This is a genomic window from Lelliottia sp. GFLA7 (assembly GCF_056490165.1).
In genome coordinates this window covers 467571-491000 of sequence record NZ_JBWLAQ010000001.1, presented here as the reverse complement: position 1 = coordinate 491000, position 23430 = coordinate 467571, and the positions used below count along the sequence as shown (strand labels likewise).

The window sequence follows — 23430 nt, the reverse complement described above, 5'->3', positions numbered from 1 at the left end:
TCAGTTTCCCTCTCCGCAGGCAATGCCGTGCACTACATCAAGTGCGCTGCGAACGCCATCCTCATGAAACCCGTTGTACCAGTAGGCTCCGCAATACCAGCTCCGCTGGTGGCCGTTAATCTCGTGGCGACGGGCCTGTGCGCGCCAGCTTTTCGGATTAAACAGCGGGTGCTCATAGACAAAACGTTTCAGGACATAGCGCTCGTCCACGGCGGTTTCGGGGTTAAGCGTGACGCAGAACAACGGGCTTCCGGCTGGCAATCCCTGCAAAATATTCATGTTGTAGGTGACGCACGCGCTGGCCTGATCGCGCTCGCTCAGGCGATAGTTCCAGCTGGCCCAGGCGCGCTCGCGCACCGGCAGCCAGTGCGGATCGCTGTGCAAAACCACCTCATTACGCTGCCAGCCGATATTTCCCAGCACCTCGCGTTCAGCAGGGGTTGGGTCGTCAAGCATCGCCAGCGCCTGTGAGGAATGACAGGCGAAGATCACCTGGTCAAAGGCATGGCTTGTTGCCTCTAGTTGAATCTTCACGCCCTTTTCATGACGGAATACCTGCTGCACTGGCGCGTTAAGATGCAGGGTCACGCGATCGCCCAGTTGCGCCAGCATGGCGCGGAGATACTCTCGTGAGCCGCCCGGCACCACATACCACTGCGGGCGATCGGTGATATCCAGCAGGCCGTGATGTTCAAAGAAGCGCAAAAACAGCGGCAGCGGAAAACGACGCATCTCCTGAAGAGAGCACGACCAGATGGCAGCGCCCATTGGCAAAATGTAATGACGGGCAAAAAACGGGCTGAAGCCGTGCTGTTCCAGGAACGTCTGGAGCGTGGCGTTCTCGTCAACACGGCTTGCCAGCGCGGCTTTCGCCTCACGGTTAAAGCGCGTGATGTCTTTCAGCAGACCCCAGAATCTGGGGTTGAGCAGATTACGCCGCTGGGCAAAAAGCGACGTCAGGGTGTGCCCGTTGTATTCCAGACCGCTTTGCGGATTGTGCACCGAGAAACTCATCTGGGTTTTTTGCCCGTGAATACCCAACTCGCTGAGCAGACCCATAAAGCGCGGATAGGTACGATCGTTGTAAACAATAAACCCCGTATCAATCGCATAGGTGCCTTGTGGCGTGGTGACATCGACCGTCGCGGTATGCCCGCCCGGTGTCGCTTCTGCCTCGAAAATCGTGACATTATGATGCCCGGCCAGACGCCAGGCGCAGGTCATTCCGGCAATGCCGCTGCCAATAATTGCGATATTCATGAGCGCACCATCCGGCGCAGCAGGGCGCGTTGAAGAAAACCGGGTAAGCCTGCCAGCAGGCGTAAAATCAGACTGAAACCCGTGGGAAACGCGATGTGGTTTTTCCCTTTTGCCAGACCGCGACGGATTGCTTTCACGGCGCTGTCTACGCTGACCTGACCGGGCATGGAGAAATCATTTTTGCGGGTGAGGGGCGTGTCGACAAAACCCGGCGAGACTACCGTGACGGCAATTCCCTTCGGCTCCCAGTCCAGACGCAAACTCTCGGCAAACCACGTCAATGCCGCTTTTGACGCGCCATAGGCCTCTGCGCGAGGGAAGGGGAGCCAGTGCGCCATCGAGCTGACCAACACCACGCGGTTGCCCGCCACCAGCTGCGACTGAAGTGCCGCGATGCAGTTCACGGGCCCCAAAAAATTCGTGTTCATCACCCGTTCGACCAGCGCGGCATCCACGACACCGTTATCCAGGTACTCGCAGGTGCCCGCGCAGAGAATCACCAGATCGGCATGACATCCGGCTAGCGCCTGAAGACAGGACGCTTTGTCCGTCATATCAAACAGACGAACCGTAATATTGGCGTTGTACTGATGCAGCGCTTCCAGCCGGGCTGGATCCCGGCCGCAGGCGATAACGTGACACCCTTCATCCGCCCAGGATTTTGCCAGCCCAGCCCCAATGCCAGAGCTTGCGCCAGTGATGAGGACAGTCATCATGAGCGCACCCTCCTTTTGACGCCACGCACCGCCCAGCCCAGCACGGGAAGATGTTCGTAGATCATCTCCCCGGCATCGTAGTAGTCGCGTTGGCGAATAATCTGGTCGTCCTGCACGTCCACCACCGAGCACCCAGGCAGGGCAAGTTTCTCCCCTCCGGAAATGCGCGGGTGAGACCAGTGCATGGTCCATGTCACGGCAAAACGGTCGGTGACGCAGAGCGGGGCATCAATAACAAAGCGGCAGTGATCCACGTTCGCCAGCAGATGCGTGAAGTAACGCTGGAGCGCAAACAGCCCCTGATGCTCGCCGAATGGGTCGATGAGGGCCGCATCAGGATGATAGAGCGCCGCCAGCGCCGACGGTGGCTGGCTATCGAGCTCTGCGTAATAGTCCATAAATCGATTGATAACCGACGGCATAGTGCTCATGAGTCTCACCCTGACTGTAAATAACGTGACGTAACTGCATACTTAAAACTTACACAAATACGATTATTTGTCCAAGTTTAGAATTGTATATTTTTTATTTTTGATGTTTATCAGATGGTTGTGATCGGTACTTTTAGTCGGGTTTTTGACGTTTTTTTAAAGCGGCGTAGGCTGCACCGTTGAGGATGGCTTAACAGAGCAGAATTTCGGAAGACATCTTATATTCATTGAACATCGATATATTCCATGATGTTTTGGGTGGACGAATGCTGAGCATAAACCGTCGCGATCAGAGTCAATAACAACATTCAAGGCGAGAAATATGTCTCTTCGTTCACTGCAGGCGCTGTGCCTGACCAGTTTTTTTATTGCTGATGTGCGTGATGGTTTGGGTCCCTTTCTGGGGATATTTCTCACTGAACGTCACTGGCAACCTGATGAGGTGGGATTTTTAATGACAGCAGGCGGCGTCGCAGGACTGCTGGCCACACTGCCTGCTGGATTTATCACTGACACCTCTAAAAATAAACGCGCTCTGCTGGCCGTACTTTGCGTGATGATCACCGTGAGCACTCTGCTGATTTGGTTCAGTCAAGGTGACGGTATCGCCGCGTTCTCCCAAATTATCAGCGGTGTCTGCGCGGCGTTTGTCGGCCCACTTATCACCGGTATTACGTTGGGTCTGACGGGGCAAAATGGATTTAGCGCCCAGATGGGCAAAAATGAAGCCTTCAACCATGCCGGGAATTTCTTAACGGCGTTGATCGGCGGCGGTATCGCCTGGTACTGGGGAATTGGCGGTATTTTCCTGTTGATGGCATGCACGGTCGCGGGTGAGGTGGTTACGCCTGTGTTGACCACGACTGAGTTTAAGCTCCTGACGCATCTGGCCAGGAACCCCAGAAAGGTCTGCTCATGCGAAGAATTACTTGATGCCTGTTTATCTGAAGGCGATTCACTTGATCGCACCGTCGACAGCCACATGAGTAAGCTTCGGAAAAAGCTAGAAAACGCGGGGCTTAAAGGCGTCCCGGATAGTATCAGAGGACTTGGCTATCGGTTGGGTGAGAATAAATGAATAAAGAAGCCATTCTCAGTCGTCAAATATTGACGTACATGCTTTCGCTGACCTTCATTATTATTGTTATCGCCATATTGGGGTCCTGGTTATTTTATAGTTTTTTGATTGATTATCTTCCGGGGGGCGGCCTCGCAGCAAATGAAGATGAGATGACCCTCCTGGACTGGACTGGACTGGACTGGACATGGATCGCGATTGCCTCAGCCATCAGCCTGGCCGTTTCACTCTTCTTTACCGTTAAACTCTCATCAAGAATACTGACGCCACTGAATGCAGTCGCATACAGTCTGAAACAAATATCGAAAGGGAATCTTGACGCAAGGGCATCTTGTACGAACTCTCAGCTGGGAGAAATGAATAATCTCGTCAATAATTTCAACGATATGGCTGAGAAATTGCAGAAGTTGGATGTCCAGCGGAATTTATGGAATGCTGCCATTGCGCATGAGCTGAGGACGCCTGTGACGATTCTTCGTGGGAGGCTTCAGGGGCTGGTTGACGGTGTGTTCGAGCCAGACCCAGCTCTCTTCAGAAATCTGCTCAAGCAAACCGAAGGTCTGACTAATTTAATTGAGGATCTTCGGGTTGTCAGTTCCTCCGGAGGCGCCGATTATTCGCTCAAACTCCGTGAGATCGATCTCGAAGAAACCATCAGGAATGCACTGGAAAACTTCTTACCAGAATTTCAGCGTAAGCAATTTACGCTCATAACTGAATTGAAATCTCAGCATTGTGTCTGCGATCCTTTACGTATTATTCAGTGTCTGACCGTTCTTTTTGATAATGCATTAAAATATTCCACATCACGAACGCTTATTATAAAAAACGGCTCGTATGGGAAAGATAATTTCATCCTCGTTCAGGATAAAGGCCCTGGAATTCCTGAGGAATTCCAGGGGGATTTATTTCAGCCCTTCCAGCGGGGAGAACTTGCACGAAATATTAACCCGGAGGGATGTGGGTTAGGGTTATCTGTGGTCAGAGCCATTATGCTCGCCCACAAAGGGAATGCGAGCTACAAACTCACGCGAGACAACCACTCAGTTTTTGAGTTGTCCTGGCCCGTTCTTGAGTGCAAAAAGTAGAAGGGCAGAGCAGGTTTAATTAAACCTGCTTTGAGCCGATGGTAAATTCCACATTTCGCCTAACTTAGCATCCCAGATCGCGGGGGTAATTTTAAGCTTCCCACGTTTAGGACTTAAGGTTATCTCGCTAAAGTAAATTTCATCACCCTTCAGCATTAAATCGACACGGCAATAGTCAATATCCTTTGCTAACTCTTGAGCTGCCGTTATCGCGTTATGGAATAAATTGGGCTCCGGAATAGCCTGCGGAGTATTGGGATATTCCATCTGAAAAGGTTGCAGATTCCATGAACGGTCGTAGACATTAATAAATTCATTTCCGCTCTCATCCGTGAAGTCAGCTTCAAGAAAACACGCGACACCGTGGAAACAATGTATCCTTAACATTTCTGGCGTACTGTTTTTAGCCTGTCCTGAAAATATATCGATAAACGGCTCGCATAGAATGACCGGCTTTATGGATTTATACTGCCACTCTCGGGTTGTATAATACATGTTTTTCTTGAGTGCCAGTTTAAGCCTGTTTAATGCTTTCACAGGGCTGAATTTTTTTCTGTCTTTGCAGATTACAACGCTGCCACTGTCATGATTACATTTCAAAACGAACTTTTCGGGCAGTTGATTGAAATTGATCTCTTCTACTTTTTTGTAGATGCCAATCAAGGGCACAGTTTTGACCAACCGTGTACGTGCATGGACATATTCTCGTACTGCCAGTTTATCAGCGAGTAAGGTATACAATTCGTTATGATCAAAGACAAGTCGGTGGCAAATCTTCTCATTCAGGGTTTCTGGTTTTTTTAAATTCGAATGCCTTCCGGATATTTTATTCAGAGCGGCAGAATGATAATTCAGGTCTGTAATAAAAAACACCCGAGATTTTCTGATTAAATATTCGGTGTATTTCAGTATGTAATTTACGCTGTTCATGGTTCCCCCTAAGCACAATGAACAGTGTGCCGGAGGATAATTGATTTATAATGTTCGGATTATGGATGGGGTGTGGAGTCTGGGCGCTCAACTGAGCGCCATCAGTCTTATACGATGTGGTCCGGAATAATCTCATCTTTTCGCAGCGTTAATACTTCAAAACCGTCTGCGGTCACAGCGATAGTATGTTCCCATTGGGCCGAGAGTTTTTTATCCCGGGTCACGACCGTCCAACCGTCTTTTTTGGTTTTTATTTTGCTGCTGCCCTGATTGACCATTGGTTCGATGGTAAAAACCATCCCCTCCTGCAACACTTCGCCCGTCCCGGGTATACCGTAGTGCAGCACCGTCGGTTCCTCATGCATCTCTTTGCCTATCCCGTGCCCACAATATTCCCTGACAACGCTATAGCCGCATTTTTCAACATGCGTCTGGATAGCATGTCCAACATCACCTAACCTCGCACCCGGTTTTACCGTTTTAATGCCGAGCCACATGGCTTCCCATGTTTTTTCGACCAACCGACGCGCCAGCGGAGAGACATCTCCGATGAGGTACATTTTGCTGGAATCCGCTATCAGGCCCTCTTTCTCCAGCGTGATATCGACATTGACGATAGCGCCAGATTTAAGGTGTTCGTTCGCTTTCGGGATGCCGTGACACACGACTTCATTCACCGAAGTATTCAGTACATAAGGATAATCGTATTGACCTTTGCTGGCGGGGCGGGACTGTAACGTATCAACAATAAATGCCTCTGCACGATTATTGATTTCCAGGGTGGTCACGCCCGGCACAATAAAGGTGTCCAGCATTTCGAATACGGAAGCAAGTAACGCGCCCGCATGCCGCTGTCGGGCGAGTTCATCAGCAGTTTTAATGGGAATTGATGGCATTGATCACCTCCATTAAACGGTCAGAGCCAGATTTCAGCATCATCATTTTAATTTGCTGATAGTTAAGCTCCGGGTAAAGCTCGCTCATCATTCCCAGGCGGATCCAATATTCAGCCTGTGCATTCACTGAACGTGACATGGCTTTGCTGGCGTCACGGACATCTTCATGCAGCAAGTCAGAAATTTTAACAATACCCATAGCATACACTCTATTATATTTTATATATAAAGCGTATATCTTTCGCAGGAAGATGTCATGGTGAATTTGGCGGCAGGTTAAGATCCTTTACGTCGAAAAGACGCCAGAAGCGGCGGACGTAAGGTCTACCCGGAGGAAATATTAACCCGCTATCGTCTTGCTCATGTTAAATCCCGTTACCCCAAAACCCCTGGCTTCGTAGACGTGGCGGGCACGGGCGTTGTCTCCAGCAACTCGCAGTCTGATATGTTCAAAACCCTGTTCCTGCAACATCTGTTCAAACGCGCGCAGCGCCTGTTTGCCCAGACCTTGTCCCTGGCGCGCGTTGAAGATATGAAAATCGTAGATGAAGGCTGTGCGCGTAGCCGAATCCGGTTTGTACCACAGGTAGCCAACATGGCTGTCCAGTTCATCCTGTTGGATAAACAGACACAGCAAAACCTGCCCGGAGGAATTAACGCCATCAGGAAGATCGGTAGCGATTTCCTGTTTTGCTTTTGCTAGGGATTCATCAGCAGAAAGTCGATAATTCGAGGCAATTTCCTGTGCATAATCTGGAATGAAATAGTCCAGATAGCCTGAAAATTCCTTTTCATGCATAGGGCGAAGTACGATCATGGGGAAATCCTTTTATTGCATCTGGCAGGATAAAATATCTTCCAGACCTGTGATTAATCATGGGAAATAATGCTCAGAGCGTTATCTTTAGCGACCGAAAAAATAGCATAACCATTGCGATGATAATCATCGCCATCACAATACTGAGAGTGCGCATGACGGCCTGAACGGGCTCAGTTACCCATAACGTATCCTGAATGAAAACAATAATCCATGCGACGGTAAACTGTCTTCCAAAGTAGCTGACGGAGGGTTTTCCCTGCTGTAGGTGGCACCCTAGCCACACGCCTGCGGTCAACGTAACCAGATAAATTGGCGGGGAAGGGGGCATTAACGCTAACAGAACCAAACTTAGCAGCGTCGCGGCCATACATCCCGCAAAGCGTTGCTGCATTCGCTGATTGATCTGCTGCTGCGCGGGCTGAGTCGAGGGCGGAAGGACAAAAAGTGCCAGAACGGACACCATCGCCTGCCAGAATCCCGTCATATGAAAGATCAGCAGGAGAGGGGTAACCAGCAATAGCGTAATACCGGCCTGCAGGGGTAACAGAAAGTGTTGTGAGGGTTGAGGCTCACTCTGTTGAGTCGATACGCGCTGCGAGCGCCGGTTAATAGGGGTGAAAATCAAGCTGACGCAAACACATACCGCACATCCTAATATCACCTCTTCGATGCGGCTAAACGTAAAGCGGGAAAGATGGAGTAAGTCGCTGGCCTTCTGCGCTTGGGCCATCACCATCATGGAGGTTACCGCGCCGAGCACCCACGAATAAGACCAGGTTGAGACTTCCGCTCGCCATACCGCCACGCTTCCGATTGCTGCGCAAAACAGCACAAGAAAAACAGAATTATGAATAAGAAAAGGGCTCAGCATCAGGGCCAAACCTCCGCCGATCGCAGTTCCTAACACGCGATGAAAAGCACGAACCGTGGATGTCTTTACGGACGTATTCATCACGGCAAAGCTGCTCAGCGCGGCCCAACCTGGGTAGTCAAGGCCCAGCCGGTCAGAAATGACCACTGATAATAGCAGCGCGATAATCACCTGAATCGCGAAGATTTCTTTCAGCAATAACGCGCATCCGCGCCGACGTCCTGCCTTAAGATAAGTGGTCATGAACTGAATGCATTTATCCACGATATGACACCATTTCAAGGATGCTCACCGTTTAAGTAAGACGTCGGTTATTTCGCATTGCATAAATGATAGTGCATATTCGTTCCGCGCCTTTGTACACAGGAATACACCGCGATAGCCGTTAAGTCTCGATGACCCACGATGCCAGGCTAAACCATGATAGCGACAAGCGACGCCGATACGCTGTGATGTGGCAGGGCTATTGCAACGTATGGGCGGTTAATTCCCTTCTTTTTCACCCAGATCTATAATTGATAATGCGAATGATCTTGATAATCATTATCATCAATGGCTATAATCCCGCCAAAATTTGCAGCGTAAAATAAGCGCTAAAGCGTAAACGGAAACTTATGATAAATATGGATGACTTCTTAAAACCACTGGTTCTCGGCAGCGTTTTAATGATCGCAGCATGTCATAGCCCGCCGAAGGATACGCCAGCGCAAAACGCTAACGCAATTGAGTGCCTATGCATCAAAGACGCAGCGAGCGGTACGGTAATGACGCCTGAGCAGCTCATCGCTAAGATCTCCAGCGCCCCCATTGTGATCGTCGGTGAAGAGCACACCAATGTGCGACACCACCAGATTGAACACTGGTTACTGCAACATCTGAATCAATCCCGTGCGCAGGGAAGTGTGCTGATGGAAATGATCGATAGCGATCAGCAGGCCGTAGTGGATCGCTTAAAAGCGGAAAGCCTGATGGGCGCAACCCTCAGCCCGACCAGGGCGGCGGAGGCCATGCGCTGGAAAAGTGGCTGGCCGTGGGAGCTTTACCGTGATGTCGTCATGACCGCATTGAAAGGGCCTTACCCGCTGCTGGCGGCAAATATCACCCGTAGCCAGGTCACTGAGCTGTATAACAATCCTGATTTCCCACGCGGTGATTTATCGTCTCGTTCGCAGGTCCGCGAATCCTTATCTGCCATTATTTACCTGATGCATGACGGCCAAATCAGTGGCGAACAGGTCAAGGCCATGGTCGCCATCCAGCAACATCGCGACCGTTTTATGGCTGAACAAATTCGCAAAGCACCTCGCCCGGCACTATTGATTGCGGGCGGCTATCACGCGGCAAAAGATATCGGCGTGCCACTGCATCTGGCGGATCTGAATGTCGAAAAACCTGTCGTTGTGATGCTCACCACCGAGGGAACAACGCTGACCGCCAAACAGGCGGATTACGTCTGGTCCGTGCCAGTGGAAAAAGCACCTTAATATGAATGTACAACTCGTCATGCCGCGCACGCCCTGGATGAGAAGCACGGCCACCAGTGTCGTTTTCCATGTGGCGATAGTCCTGCCATTTGTCCTTCATTTTGCGCAGGAGCAGCCAATAGCAACCCCTGCCGCGGTGATGGTGGAATACTCACCTGAGTTTGAAGTCTCCCTTGTCAGACCCGATCTGCCGCCTGGTGTCAGTCAGCAGCGTAAAGTGGAGGCGATGACGGAGGAAGAGCGCAGGCCAGAAAAAGAGATGCCAAAGCTGCTGGTGCATGAAGAGGCTGAACTCAAAATTGCCGCCGCAAAGCCCGAACCGAAAGCCAAAAAGAAAACGGAAACGAAGAAAAAAAGCCAGCGCGAGCAGAAAGAAGAGAAAGGCAATTCAACGACCACCAGTCTGGCCGCACCGCCGGTTCAGACGGTGCAGACTCAGCGCAATGCCGCTCCGTTAGATACGGACTCTTCTCGGATCAGCAAAAGCGAAATCAGCTGGGAATCGCTGGTGAAAGGCAAAATCAACAAAATGCGTCACTATCCTGAGGATGCACGACGTCGCAAACGTACCGGGACGGCCGTGATTGCGTTCAGTGTGGATGCGCAGGGTGAAATACTCAGCACCAAGTTAGTCACGTCATCCGGCACGCTTTCGCTGGATAGAGCGGCATTAAACGCGCTAATCAGCGCGCGGCCGCTGCCGCCTCCCCCAAAAGAACTGGTGAAAAATGGCGTACAAAAAGTGACGCTCCCGGTTGAATTTGGCTTGTTAGAAATATAGAAAATACGTCTTCTATTATCAGGCTTATTATTTCGCCTGAGATGTAAATTTGGTTTAGATAATATTTGTTAATCGCTGAATAAGAGCAGGGTGATTTATCGCACCTGCTCAACCGCATTAATGACATGAATTTATTATGGGTGCTTTCCCATCGTCTGAAAGAATAAGGGCGATGCGTGGGGCTATTCATTTTTTGCGCTAAAGATAATTAAACTCAGGACTTGATTATGAAAAAACCTCAAATGGTCAAGGGGCTTTTGACCGGGCTTCTTATTGTGCACAGCCACGCCTATGCGGCAGAAAAAGAGGGGGAATCCGTCTTTTCTCCGTTAACGATTATCGACAACTCGCTGGACGATAAAAATCAGGTGGGCTCCTCGGAAGAAACTTATACCCGTCCGGGCGCGTACAGTTCTCGCACACTAAATAAGAATTTACAGAGCCTCGATGCCTCACTGCGCAGCATGGCGGGCACTTATACTCAAATCGATCCGTTGCAGGGTTCGATCAGCGTGAATATTCGCGGGATGAACGGTCTCGGGCGCGTCAATACCATGGTCGATGGCGTTACCCAGACTTATTTTGGTATGGCACCGGCAAACTATCACGGCGGCTCTAATACCGCTGCGGGCGTCCCGCTTGATCCCAATTTCCTCGCGGAAGTTGACGTCACACGCGGCAGCAGTGCCGGTTCCCAGGGCGTTAACGCTTTGGCGGGCAGCGCGAATATGCGCACGATTGGCGTGGATGACGTGTTAAAAGAGGGACGCCAGACCGGCGTGCTGTCTCGATTCTCAGTGGGCGATAACGGGCTGGGGCGTACAGGCATGATCGCGGTGGCGGGTAAAACCGAAACCTTTGAAAATGGCGGCGGGGTTGGCGCGCTGGTGGGTATCAGCGGCACTCGTACCTATGCAACCTATAAAAACGGTGGTGGTCGCAGCAGTAAAGATTTCATTGGCGAAGACAATAAATATCTGCGTCAGGAACCGCAATCACAGCTTTATAAATTGAATTTCAATCTGGACCAATTCAATAAATTTGAATTCTCTGCCAGAAATTACAGCAATTCTTTCACTCGACGCGATATTACCAGCGACGATTATTATCTGCGTTATAACTACGCACCACTCAATGAACTGGTAGATTTAAACGTGCTGGCCAGCACTAGCCGCGGTAATCAGGATTACAAACCTGAGTCCATGTATAATTTCAACAGCTCATCGACGACGAATAAATCCAACGCCCTTGATATCAGCAATACCAGCCGGTTTACCTTCGCGGATGATTTTTACGCGACCTATCAGCTCGGCGGCAAATTAATGGATACCCGTTACAGTCGCAGTTTCGTGCAATCGACCGAAACCGACCGTAACGCGTTTGCCCCCGCAGGCACGCAAAAGATTTCGTCTTTATATACCGGATTGACGCTGAACAAAGATATTTATCAGCTGGATCTGAATCTAAATTATACCCGCAGCCAGGTTGAGGGCCATAAACCGGCCTGTTCCGCTAACGAAAAGTGTTTCCCACAGGGTGAAGCCAATCTCAACCTGGATGACAACGCTTTCAATCCGTCAGCCACGTTTTCTGCTCAGGTCACGCCGTGGTTACAACCTTTCGTGAGCTGGAGCCGCTCATCTCGCGCGCCAAACGTACAGGAAGTCTTTTTTGCTAACGAAGGCGGGGCCTCAATGAACCCGTTCCTCAAGCCTGAAAAAGCTGAAACCTGGGAAGCGGGCTTTAACATCAACAAAAAAGGTCTGCTGGTGGAGAAAGACAGTTTCCACATGAAGGCGCTCGCGTACCAGTCCCGCATTAAGGACTACATTACCAGCGAATCCTTCATGCTCTGCTATGACGGGCAATTGTGTCATGACTTCGACAACTCATTTGGTGGCTTTAACGCCAACGTGTATGTCAACACCACGTCGCCGGTCACCACCAAAGGCTATGAAATTGAAGCCGGATACGACATGGGCTTTGCCTACGCGAACATCTCGTGGAGCAAACAACACACGGATCAGCCAACCTCAATCGCCAGCACCGTTTACAGCTTTGCCTACAGCGATATCAGCGATTTGCCGGACAGCTACGCTACGTTAGATGTGGGTGGACGCCTGTTTGATCAGCGCCTGACCATCGGTAGCCTGGTGAAATTCACTGGCAAATCCAAACGTCTGAGTACCGAAGGGATCAGCACCGACAGCAACACCGTGCCGAAAGAGAAAATGCCGGATATTCCAACTGTTATCGATCTCTACAGCACCCTGCAGATGACTGACAGCGTGCTGCTGCGCTTTAGCGTTCAGAACGTGACTAATCGTGATTATTCCGAAGCGTTAAACCGCATGAACCAGAGTCTTGATTACGCCAAAGAAGGGTCAACGATTAATACCACCGCGCGTGGGCGCACTTATATTTTCGGTGGGGAAATACAATTTTAAGCCCTGGCAACACAAGGGGTATTTGTCCCCATGTATGACGTTGAAATTAATATGACTAGCAGGAATAAATCATGAATTGCCGAAACGTAACACAGCAGTTGGGATGCTTTTTCATCGCGACGTTATTCTCCACTGCCGCATTGGCCATTGACCCGCCACAGCGTGAACTCTCGCGCTTTGCGATGAAAACCAATTATCTTCAGGAAGCCAATGAAGGTATTTATGAAATGGCTTTCGATAATACCCATCATAAACTTTATGCTGCAGCGACTGATCGCGTAAATCGCGAAGCCAATAAAGGATTTTTATATACCTTTAACCCGGCATCGCTGAAAATCGAAAACCGGCTTGATATGCCGTACCGCGCGTTTTCGCTGGCGATGAATCAGGACCAGCAACAGCTCTATGTGGGGCATACGCAGTCGGCTTCCTTGCGCATCAGCGCTGTGAACACCCAGACCGGCAAGCTGACGAAAACCAGCGAGAAGTTGAGTTTTAAAGAGGCGAACGCCGCCGATTCACGCTTTGAACACCTGCGCCACATGGTTTACAACAAGTCAACCAACACGCTTTTTGTCAGCTACAGCAATATGCTGAAGACCGCCGAAGGTATGACGTCGGTGCATAAATTGTTGATGCTGGACGGCACCTCTCTGGCGATGAAAGGCGAGGTCAAAGGGGCGTATAACGGGACAGCCTATGGTCTAACCCAGGATGATAAAACGCAAAAGATTTACATCGGTGGTAAAGATTACGTCAATGAAATTGATGCGAAAAAACAAAAAGTATTACGCACCATCAGCCTGAAAGACGCTAAACCGCAAATCACCAGTGCGCAAAATCTGGCGGTGGACTCCGCCTCCAACCGCATATTTGTGGTGGTCTTTGATCATGAAGATCGCCGGGGCGAAAACGACGGTTTGTACGTATTTGATCTCCAGAGCGGCAAGCAACTCGGTTATGTTCACACCGGCGCTGGAACCAATGCGGTGAAATATAACCCGAAATATAACGAAGTTTACGTCACCAATTTTACCAGCGGGACGATAAGCGTTATTGATGCCACGCATTATGCGATAAAAAAACAATTCAGCGTGCCGGTCTACCCGAATCAGATGGTGCTGTCCCCGGACTTTGATACTCTTTTTATCGGCATCAAAGAAGGCTTCAACCGTGAATGGGATCCTGATGTGTTTGTGGAGGGCGCTAAAGAGCGCATTTTGCGCATTGATTTGACTCAATCGTAAGTTCCTCATTGAGTCTCTGCAAAGAGAGGGAATAAAGCGATTCCCTCTTTTTGTGCATTCGAATCAATCACGCTTATTAGCAGGCCTCATCGCGAGGCCTTTTTCTATGAGGACATCTTTAATTAACCGTGAAGGACCTGTTTTTTGCGAGCAGAAACGGGCGAAGATAGGCCACAGTATTGGACAGCGGAATGACATCGTCGGTGAGCTGAATGTTTAAAACCTGACGGATGTATTCGCGGCGAGCGATGATTCGCGCCCATAATTGTGGATAAACCTGCTGAATTTTCTGCTGCAGTTCTTCATCCGCAAGGGCAATACTTTCTTCAGCGCTGACGCCCGTATATCCCGGTACAGAGGGGATAATATCAATCTGCATAATCATGCCGCTTTTCAGTGTCTCAGCCGAATTTTTATAAATGGGGGACGACATCCACTCTTCATCAGCACTGAGATGACCTGGGTTCAGGTGCCAACCGTATTTTTCTTTGCTGAGGACATTCTCAATCAGATCGTACATTTCGCCACCGCGCATCCCTATTTTGATATTTTCAAGCCAGGTGGCGACAGCGCCAAAATAAGGTTTTGCGACTCTCTCAAGGTAGTCTTTTTGATTGTCAGGCAGTTCGCTTTCATCCGCGATAACAAACCCGGTACGGCTTGAAAGCCCGCCTTTAAAGCCGGTTGTCATCGACAGCGGTTGTCCGCGCTCCAGCGTTTTATAGGAAGGGTAAAAATTCGCCTTCTCGAAACGTTGGCCCGTCGCCGCGATAGTCACGACCGTCTGGTATTGACCTTCAGCAGCCAACAGAGCACCCAGCTCGGTTTCCCGCAGGCCGGGTTCAACGGCGTTCATCGCATCGAGGATACAATTCGAGGCCAGATTGGCACCATATTCATAGTGCGCAATTTCGTTTTCGTTATTGGTAATTCTTGCGCCACGATCGCCCCGGATGAAAAGATGCGCGGCATTTTCCAGCACAGTGTTCGAAGCAATACTGTTCTTCACGGCGTCGACAATAAACCAGGGAATGTCGAAAAGGTGTTTATTATTCGCCGTTGTCGATGTAAACATTTTCCAGCCGACCAAACCGATTTTGGATATCGTGTTAAGACCCGTTTCGATGAAAATCTCCTCGAGAGGGCGTTCGTGGTCCATCGGCTGGTTAGGCAGTGAGAAATGTGGGCAATGTTTTAACGCCGCCGGGATGCGGGAATAGTTCGCCATCTTGAGGTTTTCGTTACCCAGAATCAGTATCGCATCACCGGTTTTTTTGACTATCAGTAAACCCTCTTCGAAGCGCGGAACAAAACCCGTCAGGTACTCGAAATTCCCCCCATGCTCTTTATCCGCATAGATGATGAGCGCGTCATATCCTTCATCATTCATACGTGTCAGAACTTTATTTTTGCGCTCCAGCATTGTGGCGTCACTCAACGTTACGGGAGCGACATCGATAAATTTTTTCGGGGATTCAGTAACCTGTAACTGGATAGTTTTTGAAAACATCGTTTACCTCTCGAATGCGTGACCGTCAGAATAAGTTCACACCCTTCTTCAGCGTCTTAACAAACCCAGCTTGCCTCAAGGCGTAGACGCTGTATGTGCGATGCCTAAGGGCGTTGGGATTAACCGTTTCGTCAGCTTGCCACAAAACGACGATGAAAAGTCCCGTCGGTGGCGGATTTAACGAAAAAACGGTTAATGCGGGGTACAGATCGGATTGTGAAAGGAAATTGTGGATCAGCGATACGGTAAATCAATAGGTTAGTGGAGCAATAAACCCACATTCTGTGACCTCCTGGCTTTGCGCGTCCTGCCACAAAAAATGCGTGAAAATCATCACATTGGTCCCGAAGGTCTCTCATTACTATGTTGCCTGGAATGAATATTAATCTGGGATACTGCATGGAGCAGGAATAATAATGAAAGATCAACATTTCAAGAAAGCGTTACTGACACTCTCTATTTTATTTGCCTGCCAGGCGCATGCTCTCGAATTAAAAACCTCTTATGGGTCTATTAATGCGGGTTATGCCAACTGGAATACGGGATTTGAAAATACGCACCGAGGGGAAGTCTGGAAAGCAACCGCTGACTTTGGTGCGATATTTGATAAAGGAGAATTTTACTCATTTTATGAAAGTAACGTATTAAATCATGCCGTTGAAGGTCGAAACCATGTGCTTTCTGCACAGACCCATATTCGGTTATTCGATTCTGATTTCAGTTTTATGGGAAAACTCTACGGTCAGTTTGAAAATACGTGGGGTGATGAACTGAATATGATGTACGGATTAGGTTATTTAGGCTGGTCCGGGCCATCTGGTTTTTTTAAGCCCTATGTGGCATTGCATAATCTTTCAAATGACTATGTCTCCAGCAAATATGGTCAGGCCAGTGGTCTGAATGGATATGTTGTCGGCTGGACAAGCGCCTGGTTTTTCGATTTGTGGGGCGAAAAAATGGTGCTCTCCGACTGGAATGAATTTGAGTTGGATCGCAATGACGCATACGCCGAACAACAACACAGTAAAAACGGTATTAATGGCGGGTTGACCTTAACATGGAAATTTTACCCCCACTTTAAAGCCAGTGCTACATGGCGTTATTTCGATAACAAGTTAGGTTACGACGGTTTTGGCGACCAGTTGATTTATATGCTCGGTTACGATTTCTAAAATAAATAATAAGGAACGATAATGAGAAAGACAACGTTAGCAGTGTTTGTCAGCGCGGTCATTGGCATGACTGGGGGAATGGAAAATGTTCTGGCGGCAGAGCAATCAGCGAATCAATTAAATAAGCCTAACGTCGTGATTATTTTAGCCGACGACCTGGGCTATGGCGATTTAGGCATATATGGGCATCCTATCGTTAAAACCCCGAATATCGATAAACTCGCGCAGGAAGGGGTGAGGTTTTCGCAATATTACGCACCCGCGCCACTGTGTTCGCCTTCACGTGCAGGTTTACTGACCGGGCGCACCCCCTTCAGAACGGGGATTCGATCCTGGATCCCGACCAATAAAAATATCGCGCTGGGGCGTAACGAAAAGACCATAGCCAGTTACCTGAAAGACCAGGGTTACGACACGGCAATGATGGGTAAATGGCATCTTAATGCCGGTGTTGACCGCCACGATCAGCCCCAGGCTGAAGATGCTGGTTTCGACTATACGTTGGTCAATGCTGCTGGTTTTGTCACCAGCGATCTGGATAAGGCGAAAGAGCGTCCGCGTAATGGCGTGGTGTACCCGAATGGGTTTTATCGAAACGGTAAAGCGCTGGGGACCGTTAACCAAATCAGCGGTGAATTTGTCAGTCAGGAAGCCATTAACTGGCTAAACGATAAAAAAGATAACAAACCTTTCTTTATGTATGTGGCTTTCACAGAGGTCCATACGCCACTGGCGTCACCCAAAAAATATCTCGAAATTTATAAAAATTATATGAGCGAGTATGAAAAGCAGCATCCCGATATGTTTTATGCCGACTGGGCGGATAAGCCTTATCGTGGTCCGGGAGAATACTACGCCAATATCAGTTACATGGATGAACAGGTTGGTAAAGTCCTCGCAAAAATCAAATCAATGGGGCAGGAGGACAACACGATAGTCATCTTTACCAGCGATAACGGTCCTGTCACGCGCGAAGCGCGTAAATGGTACGAACTTAATATGGCGGGTGAAACGGATGGCTTACGGGGCCGCAAAGATAATTTGTGGGAGGGAGGAATACGCGTACCAGCGATCATTAAATATGGTCAGCATTTACACGCCGGCACGGTAACCGACACGCCTGTAAGCGGCCTGGATATATTACCCACTCTTGCAGAACTGACGCATTTTAACTTGCCGACCGACCGGATTATTGATGGAGAATCTATTGTGCCCGTACTTGAGGGACAAACGATGAACCGTCAGCAACCTTTGTTATTCGCGATTGATATGCCGTTCCAGGATGATCCGACGGATATGTGGGCACTACGCGACGGCGACTGGAAGATGATATTTGACCGCAATAGCAAACCTAAATATCTCTATAACCTCAAGCTGGATCGTGGCGAGACAATGAATCAACTGGGTAAACAACCCGTGCTGGAGCAAAAAATGATAGCCGCGTTAGCTCGTTATCAGTCCAGTATTGAAAATGATTCACTTATGAAGGCCAGGGGCGATAAACCGACACCAGTAGACTGGAACTAAAGGATTTTCATGGCCTTGTGATGAATTTCATGAGGCCATGATACAAGGGAGTTAAAATGAAAAGTTGCCATGTCATGGTCAAACCTACCGGTGCGACATGCAATCTTGCCTGCGATTACTGTTTTTATCTGGAAAAAGCACAGCTTTATCCAGAACGAAAAAACCGCACTATGAATGATGAAACACTGACGAGATTTATTAGCCAGCATATTGCTGCTCAGGAAACCGATGAGGTTATTTTCGCCTGGCAGGGCGGTGAACCGACGCTGGCGGGTTTAGCGTTTTTCCAACGTGCAGTGGCATTGCAAAAACAATTCTCGCAAGGTAAGACGATCCTGAACACCTTTCAGACCAACGGGCTTCTTCTGAATGATGATTGGTGTCGTTTCTTTTATCAGCACAATTTTCTGATTGGTATTTCGATAGATGGCGATGCGATTCTGCACGATGCTTTTCGTAAAACTGTTTCTGGGAAACCCACCCATCAGCGCGTTGTGGAAGCGGTCGATTTACTTAAAAAATACAAGGTGCAGTTTAATACACTGACGGTAGTTAATGCCCTAAATAGCCAGTATCCTATCCGGGTGTATGAATTTCTAAAAAGTTTAGGCAGCCATCATATGCAGTTTATTCCCCTGCTGGAAACCACCACCGAAGGGGTAAATAAACGCAGCGTGACGCCGTCGAGTTTTGGTATTTTTCTGAAAACGATATTTTATCACTGGATACGTCGCGATATTGGCGTAATAGAAATTCCCTTTTTTGAACATACGTTTGCCGCCTGGTGTGGTTTACCGCCGCTGACGTGCGTGTTTTCCCCGACGTGCGGCAACGCTTTTGCGCTGGAACAAAATGGTGATCTCTATCAGTGTGACCATTTCGTGAATAGCGCACATTTACTGGGTAACATTCAGCACAGCACGATTGGTGAAATGTTGGACAGCGATGCCAGCCGTCTATTTGGACAAAATAAACAACCGGCGGCACCCGAATGCCTGCACTGCAACGTTAAATTCGCGTGCCACGGGGGATGTCCAAAAGATCGTATTTCTCTCTCTTCACGAGGTATTGCTGAGCTCAATTATTTTTGTAGCAGCTACCAGACATTTTTTAGATATACCGAGCCTTATATGCTGATGATGAAATCTCTTCTCGATGAAGGATATTCGCCGTCAGATATTCGTCATACATTGTGTGAATAGAGAATAAATACAATGAATCAATGGGAACATGTCAATTGTTGCAAAAACGTAGAGTGTTCCCTTTTTGGTGTGTTTAACACGGTGCATTATCAATATATCGGGCAAAATGGATTATGCCCGGAATGTGGTGATATTTTCCCGATCATATCACCATCAGCGCTGAGTGCGTTTAATCAGCAAAGTAATAAATTCTATCCACAGGTATTACTACATTGCCCGACGTGTGGGCAGGGCGATGCGCTGATTCGTAACGGATGCGGACTCAGGGGCGCGCAACGCTGGCGTTGTCGCACCTGTAATAGCTCATTTACGGATGAATCAACCCTCATGAAGGATATTTCAGGACTTCAACCACTCGCAGAGTGCATTGCCGCCGGGGGAGATTTCACGTTATTAGGAGAAAAAAGTCAGACATTAAGTCGCCATTTTACGCGGCTGGCATTTTCAGCCAGAGTAGAACAAGTTTATCTGCCGACAGGCTCATTGAGCGGAGAATATTCAACCATCACATTTACCGTAGAATTTAATGACAGTCACAATAAACTTTTCGTTATTGCCACGGCTGACAATAAAACAGGATGTGTGATCGCGATTTCAACCAACTACGTGGCGCTCAAGAACGGTATTTCTCCGGAATGGTGGTATCCGTCAATGCCCGCCGAAAGCGGTGTTTCCCCCATTCTGGTGAGAAAAGTGTTTGATAAGGACAGAGTCATTAGTCGACGACCCTTTTTGTTTGATATTGCGTACGGTCCCGCTAATGTTCGGACGAATGACCCTGGCACCATTGTCAAACCGGTTCTTGCCGCTTATCGCCATTTTGCACTGGTACATGCATTGACCGATCATCGTTTGCTGTCGGTACATCACTGGCTGGAGCACGAGTGCTTTATTTACGGGGCGTGCTTAATGGCCAATCGTGTGGATATCGCACAGCAGCGCTGCGGCATTAGTTTTGTCTATGAGGAGGGGGCCTTAGATGCAACACAACGCCTGCGCAGTGAGACGGTGAGATCGGATATTGTCTGGCGTGATACATGGAATTGTTATTCGCAGAGAAATTACAATCTTGCTGTCTGTCATCTTACCGGGAAAACAAACCGGTCGTCATTTCGCCAGGCGACACTCAAGCCCGCACGCGCATTTCAGGAATATCTTTTCAGACACCCTATTTGGCCGCAGTTAACCCGGCTCGCACCGCGTAACATTGTGCATCTGCTGGAATATCTGGCGGCAGAATATAACCGGGGACGGTAATAAATACACTCAGGATCCGGTTAGTACGTCCAGCTCTATAAATCATATATTAATAAGGAAATAAATTATGACGCTCTCTCATGTCAATGCTGCGCCCGCGCCCCGTCCGTCAATTGCTCAGGGGATTAATCCTGACGATCCTATTGTGGTGAGCCATAACCAGATTTACAGCGCTTTAATGGAACAAGTGACGACTTCGCATACCCAGGATAATGCCCTCGTATTTTTGGATCCCTTTACCACGTCACCGTTAAGTTTTTATATTGGCCTGTGGTCTGACGCCAGCGATACGGCCACCATTAGCGTATCTGACGCACAGGGTAAATTCCCTATATTGACGTTTACCCAACCCGTTGTGGCGGGTGCCAATTTAATTCCCGCTGCCGGATTACTGCCTGGCATTCAAAATAAGATTACGGTGATTTCTGCATCAGGCTCAACGCTTTTGCCGTTAATTGAAACCGCGCCTTTACCCCCGACCGATGCAGAAGTCAGCGATCCGACCGACCCCGCCAACTATAATTTATTCCCGCAGATTACGGTGAATTCACTCGCAACCGATGAATCACTCCTGGCCGACGGGCTTTATTTTATCTCGTATTTTGATCGTAATAATCTTGCGCTGGATAACAAAGGAAATGTGCGCTGGTATACGGTGAAATCGATGCCATCGAATAATTTATTGCGTCTGGCAAATGGGAATTTCGTCTCTTCCGCTGTCGCCCAAAGCAGTTATCTGAAGATGTATGAATTCGATATGGTTGGCCGCGTTCATGCCATGTACGATCTTGATAACGCCTGTCATCATTCGTTATATCAGCAGTCTTCCACATACGCCTATAAAGGCGTGAATAACTGTTTGGTTGCTGCATCGGAATATATGCCGGGCACGCGGCCTGACGGCGGATTAAGCATTGAGGATGGCGTATCCATCATCAGTCTCGAAACCGGTGAGGAGATTGATTACTACGATATGGTGCAGGTTTTAGGGTTGAGTCGCGCAACTCGTCCATCTAACCCACCGGATACGGCCGGTGGTACGCTTGACTGGCTGCACATTAACCAGGCGTATATCAACGAAACGAATAATATGTTGATCACATCCGGTCGTAATCAGAGTGCCGTCTTTGGCCTGAAAGTGGGGACATACGACCTGAGCTTCATTATGGGGACTCACGGTGACTGGCCTGAAGAACTGAGCCGTTATCTGCTGACACCTTTGAGAGCCGACGGGACGCCATACGACCTTACCGATCCTCAACAGGCGCAAGAAGCGGATGCCGTGTTCTGGAACTGGGGTCAACACAATGTACTGGAAATCCCCAATGCGACGCCGGGCATCATTGATATTTCGCTGTTCAATAACAGCAACTATCGCTCGCGATCTGACGCCAACAGCGTGTTGCCGCAGGACAATGAGAGCCGAATTGGCCACTACCGCATTAATCTGAATACCATGACGGTACAAATGCTGGCTGAGTACACCTCTGGCGCAGAGGGCTACAGCAGCTTGTGCGGCTGTAAGCAGGAAATGCCCAACGGGAATATCGTCGTCAGCTTCGGCGGCGCGCTGTTCGACAGCAACGGACTGCCGCTCACCTGCGATCCGGGCTACAGCGATGTGGCTTTAGAACCAGGAAACGGTGAAGTGGAAGGGCGGCTGCCGCTTCGTGAAATGAATGCAGAGGGCATAATTCTGCAGGATATTACGATCAGCTCAGGGCTTTATAGAAATATCGGAAATATTCCACCTTCACAGACCGGATTTTATCGCTATAACATCACGTGCTTCCGCATGTATAAACTGCCGCTATTTGGCTAATGCTTTGACGGGTCGTTATTGACCGTGGCAATGGAAAAGGGGAGTGATGCTCCCCTTTGATGACTACAAGCTCCCCGTGCCGCCATCGACCAGCAGGTCTGTGCCCACCGTATAACTCGATTCATCGGATGCCAGATAAAGCGCGGCTTTTGCCAGCTCGTTAGGCGTTCCCATCCGTCCCAATGGAACCAGATTGATGATGTCAGCCTGCATGGCTTTTTGCGCGTCTTCGCTCAGGCCAAGCTTGTTCATCGCCGGGGTTTCCACCGGACCTGGGCTTAAGCCGTTGACGCGAATTCCGCGCGGTAACAGTTCCGCCGACAGCGTGCGCGCAAGTGACAGTAAACCGGCTTTGCTGGCCGAGTAAACGCTACTGGTAGGCAGCCCAATCCTCGCGCTGACGGACCCGCACAGGATCACGGACGACGGATTATTCAGCAGCGGCAGCAGCGCCTGAATTAAAAAGAACGGGCCTTTAAGGTTGATGCCCATCAGGCGATCCCAGGCATCTTCACGCCACTCTTCGATGAGTCCATGCGTCACATCTCCGGCGTTGATAAACACCGCATCCAGCCGTGGCCAGCGGGCAGCTATCGTTTCTGCCAGCTGCTTTTGCGCCGCAATGTCGCCTGCATCAGCAGGGATCACCCAGGCGCTATCACCCAAAATTCGCTTCGCCTCGGCGAGCGTTTCCGGGTTGCGTCCTGTGACTGCAACGTGGGCCCCCTCGGCGATAAACTCCTGCGCTGTCGCCAGCCCAATCCCGGTGGTGCCACCGGTAATCAGGGTGTATTTACCTGCTAAACGACTCATGCTGTTCTCCTGAAATGTCACTGGAGAAAGCACTATAGAAACGTTAGTATCCAAAAGAAACCACGTACCATTTGGATA

Annotated in this window: 20 protein-coding genes and 2 pseudogenes; 12 read left to right on the top strand and 10 right to left on the bottom strand. The window is 49.3% G+C overall.

Annotated features, from left to right (window positions below; translation table 11 throughout):
- From AC07RN_RS02485 to AC07RN_RS02475, 3 genes are read right to left on the bottom strand one after another with little or no spacing between them, the layout of a single operon-like run.
- On the bottom strand, positions 1 to 1260 hold the full coding sequence (locus tag AC07RN_RS02485) for an NAD(P)/FAD-dependent oxidoreductase (protein ID WP_478335485.1): 1260 nt from the start codon (positions 1258 to 1260) through the stop codon (positions 1 to 3).
- A complete protein-coding gene (locus AC07RN_RS02480; RefSeq protein WP_235135261.1) occupies positions 1257 to 1976 on the bottom strand; it encodes an SDR family NAD(P)-dependent oxidoreductase in 720 nt (239 codons plus the stop codon). The genes AC07RN_RS02485 and AC07RN_RS02480 overlap by 4 nt, the downstream gene beginning before the upstream one ends.
- On the bottom strand, positions 1973 to 2407 hold the full coding sequence (locus tag AC07RN_RS02475; protein WP_407436554.1) for a nuclear transport factor 2 family protein: 435 nt from the start codon (positions 2405 to 2407) through the stop codon (positions 1973 to 1975). Before AC07RN_RS02475 ends, AC07RN_RS02480 begins: the two co-directional genes overlap by 4 nt.
- A gap of 322 nt (positions 2408 to 2729) precedes the next feature.
- On the opposite strand from AC07RN_RS02475, the pseudogene AC07RN_RS02470 reads away from it, so the two are divergent.
- From AC07RN_RS02470 to AC07RN_RS02460, 3 genes and pseudogenes are all read left to right on the top strand, one after another.
- A pseudogene (locus AC07RN_RS02470) lies at positions 2730 to 3233 on the top strand (MFS transporter); the annotation flags it as partial.
- Positions 3231 to 3485 (top strand): annotated as a pseudogene (locus AC07RN_RS02465) (winged helix-turn-helix domain-containing protein); the annotation flags it as partial. The pseudogenes AC07RN_RS02470 and AC07RN_RS02465, both read left to right, overlap by 3 nt.
- A complete protein-coding gene (locus AC07RN_RS02460; RefSeq protein WP_478335484.1) occupies positions 3482 to 4573 on the top strand; it encodes an ATP-binding protein in 1092 nt (363 codons plus the stop codon). The pseudogene AC07RN_RS02465 and the gene AC07RN_RS02460, both read left to right, overlap by 4 nt.
- 15 nt (positions 4574 to 4588) lie before the next feature.
- Here AC07RN_RS02460 and AC07RN_RS02455 read toward each other — a convergent pair whose 3' ends face one another.
- The 5 genes from AC07RN_RS02455 to AC07RN_RS02435 form a co-directional block, all read right to left on the bottom strand.
- The gene (locus AC07RN_RS02455; protein WP_478335483.1) at positions 4589 to 5503 is read right to left on the bottom strand and encodes an ATP-grasp fold amidoligase family protein; all 915 of its coding nucleotides are present in this window, start codon (positions 5501 to 5503) and stop codon (positions 4589 to 4591) included.
- A 107-nt stretch (positions 5504 to 5610) separates the two neighbouring features.
- The gene (gene map, locus AC07RN_RS02450) at positions 5611 to 6399 is read right to left on the bottom strand and encodes a type I methionyl aminopeptidase (protein WP_478335482.1); all 789 of its coding nucleotides are present in this window, start codon (positions 6397 to 6399) and stop codon (positions 5611 to 5613) included.
- Positions 6380 to 6598, bottom strand: a complete 219-nt coding sequence (locus AC07RN_RS02445) for a ParD-like family protein (RefSeq protein WP_012016898.1) — start codon at positions 6596 to 6598, stop codon at positions 6380 to 6382. Before AC07RN_RS02445 ends, map begins: the two co-directional genes overlap by 20 nt.
- Before the next feature lie 141 nt (positions 6599 to 6739).
- Positions 6740 to 7216 carry a GNAT family N-acetyltransferase gene (locus AC07RN_RS02440; protein WP_478335481.1) on the bottom strand — a complete coding sequence of 159 codons (477 nt, stop codon included), beginning with the start codon at positions 7214 to 7216 and terminating at the stop codon, positions 6740 to 6742.
- Between the two features lie 73 nt (positions 7217 to 7289).
- Entirely contained in the window at positions 7290 to 8354 is a 1065-nt protein-coding gene (locus AC07RN_RS02435) for an FUSC family protein (RefSeq protein WP_478335480.1), read from the bottom strand.
- A gap of 359 nt (positions 8355 to 8713) precedes the next feature.
- Here AC07RN_RS02435 and AC07RN_RS02430 point away from each other — a divergent pair, with 359 nt between their 5' ends.
- The 4 genes from AC07RN_RS02430 (at position 8714) to AC07RN_RS02415 (ending at position 14049) form a co-directional block, all read left to right on the top strand.
- Positions 8714 to 9574, top strand: coding sequence for a ChaN family lipoprotein (locus AC07RN_RS02430; protein WP_478335479.1), 861 nt, complete (start codon positions 8714 to 8716; stop codon positions 9572 to 9574).
- 1 nt (position 9575) lies between these two features.
- Positions 9576 to 10355: an energy transducer TonB gene (locus tag AC07RN_RS02425; RefSeq protein ID WP_478335478.1), complete on the top strand. Its 780-nt coding sequence runs from the start codon at positions 9576 to 9578 to the stop codon at positions 10353 to 10355.
- Positions 10356 to 10582: 227 nt separating this feature from the next.
- A complete protein-coding gene (locus AC07RN_RS02420; RefSeq protein WP_478335477.1) occupies positions 10583 to 12802 on the top strand; it encodes a TonB-dependent receptor domain-containing protein in 2220 nt (739 codons plus the stop codon).
- A 71-nt stretch (positions 12803 to 12873) separates the two neighbouring features.
- On the top strand, positions 12874 to 14049 hold the full coding sequence (locus AC07RN_RS02415; protein WP_478335476.1) for a YncE family protein: 1176 nt from the start codon (positions 12874 to 12876) through the stop codon (positions 14047 to 14049).
- Between the two features lie 118 nt (positions 14050 to 14167).
- Here the strand turns inward: AC07RN_RS02415 and AC07RN_RS02410 are convergent, their stop codons facing one another.
- A complete protein-coding gene (locus AC07RN_RS02410) occupies positions 14168 to 15559 on the bottom strand; it encodes a M24 family metallopeptidase (RefSeq protein ID WP_478335475.1) in 1392 nt (463 codons plus the stop codon).
- Between the two features lie 416 nt (positions 15560 to 15975).
- Here AC07RN_RS02410 and AC07RN_RS02405 point away from each other — a divergent pair, with 416 nt between their 5' ends.
- From AC07RN_RS02405 to AC07RN_RS02385, 5 genes are all read left to right on the top strand, one after another.
- Positions 15976 to 16731 (top strand): outer membrane protein OmpK, encoded by a 756-nt coding sequence (locus tag AC07RN_RS02405; RefSeq protein ID WP_478335474.1) that lies wholly within the window; start codon positions 15976 to 15978, stop codon positions 16729 to 16731.
- A 66-nt stretch (positions 16732 to 16797) separates the two neighbouring features.
- Complete coding sequence (locus AC07RN_RS02400; RefSeq protein WP_478335793.1) at positions 16798 to 18258, top strand: sulfatase family protein; 1461 nt, start codon at positions 16798 to 16800, stop codon at positions 18256 to 18258.
- A gap of 56 nt (positions 18259 to 18314) precedes the next feature.
- On the top strand, positions 18315 to 19460 hold the full coding sequence (locus AC07RN_RS02395) for an anaerobic sulfatase maturase (protein ID WP_478335473.1): 1146 nt from the start codon (positions 18315 to 18317) through the stop codon (positions 19458 to 19460).
- 12 nt (positions 19461 to 19472) lie between these two features.
- The gene (locus AC07RN_RS02390) at positions 19473 to 20717 is read left to right on the top strand and encodes an IS1/IS1595 family N-terminal zinc-binding domain-containing protein (protein WP_478335472.1); all 1245 of its coding nucleotides are present in this window, start codon (positions 19473 to 19475) and stop codon (positions 20715 to 20717) included.
- Positions 20718 to 20784: 67 nt separating this feature from the next.
- On the top strand, positions 20785 to 22539 hold the full coding sequence (locus AC07RN_RS02385) for an aryl-sulfate sulfotransferase (RefSeq protein ID WP_478335471.1): 1755 nt from the start codon (positions 20785 to 20787) through the stop codon (positions 22537 to 22539).
- Positions 22540 to 22602: 63 nt separating this feature from the next.
- On the opposite strand, the gene AC07RN_RS02380 is transcribed toward AC07RN_RS02385, so the two are convergent.
- The gene (locus AC07RN_RS02380; protein ID WP_012016907.1) at positions 22603 to 23352 is read right to left on the bottom strand and encodes an SDR family oxidoreductase; all 750 of its coding nucleotides are present in this window, start codon (positions 23350 to 23352) and stop codon (positions 22603 to 22605) included.
- Positions 23353 to 23430: the final 78 nt, after the last annotated feature.